The 756-nt window shown below is 67.6% G+C and carries 3 pseudogenes; 2 read left to right on the forward strand and 1 reads right to left on the reverse strand.

Annotation, left to right across the window (positions count from 1 at the left end):
* Both A9X03_RS10630 and A9X03_RS10635 read left to right on the forward strand, forming a co-directional pair.
* Window positions 1-304, forward strand: a pseudogene (locus tag A9X03_RS10630) (ATP:cob(I)alamin adenosyltransferase); the annotation flags it as partial.
* Window positions 262-453, forward strand: a pseudogene (locus tag A9X03_RS10635) (DUF2550 family protein); the annotation flags it as partial. The pseudogenes A9X03_RS10630 and A9X03_RS10635, both read left to right, overlap by 43 nt.
* Before the next feature lie 14 nt (window positions 454-467).
* Here the strand turns inward: A9X03_RS10635 and A9X03_RS10640 are convergent.
* Window positions 468-756, reverse strand: a pseudogene (locus A9X03_RS10640) (ATP:cob(I)alamin adenosyltransferase); the annotation flags it as partial.

The raw sequence follows: 756 nt of genomic DNA on the forward strand, positions 1-756 counted from the left end.
GCTCGAGGGCTGGTGTGACAAATATAACGAGAAGCTGCCGGCGCTGAATTCCTTTGTGCTGCCTGGTGGTTCGCCGCTTTCGGCGCTGCTGCACGTCGCCCGCACGATCGTCCGTCGCGCGGAACGGTCGGCGTGGGCGGCCATCGACGCCGCGCCGCAGCAGGTCAACGTCCTGCCGGCGAAGTACCTGAACCGCCTTTCGGATCTACTTTTCATCCTGGCGCGCGCGGCGAACCCCGACGGCGACGTGCTCTGGAAACCCGGTGGCGGCGCGCACCGCGCGGGGACGAGTTCGACATCATGACCGACGAGATCGTCGTGGTGGAGCTGCGTGACACGACGCAGGACCGCAGGACCGGCTACGAGATCGCCCTGGACAAGGGCGCTTTGACGGCGTTCCTGTCGTGGCTGGAGTCCCGCCCGTCGCCGCGCGCCCGTCGTCGCAGCGTCTAGGGCTTGGCGCCAAGCTAACTCGCGCTGGGCGCGCCGCCACCGGGTTTCCAGAGCACGTCGCCGTCGGGGTTCGCCGCGCGCGCCAGGATGAAAAGTAGATCCGAAAGGCGGTTCAGGTACTTCGCCGGCAGGACGTTGACCTGCTGCGGCGCGGCGTCGATGGCCGCCCACGCCGACCGTTCCGCGCGACGGACGATCGTGCGGGCGACGTGCAGCAGCGCCGAAAGCGGCGAACCACCAGGCAGCACAAAGGAATTCAGCGCCGGCAGCTTCTCGTTATATTTGTCACACCAGCCCTCGAGC

This window comes from Mycobacterium sp. E1715, assembly GCF_001667625.1.
In the GTDB taxonomy this organism is placed as follows: domain Bacteria; phylum Actinomycetota; class Actinomycetes; order Mycobacteriales; family Mycobacteriaceae; genus Mycobacterium.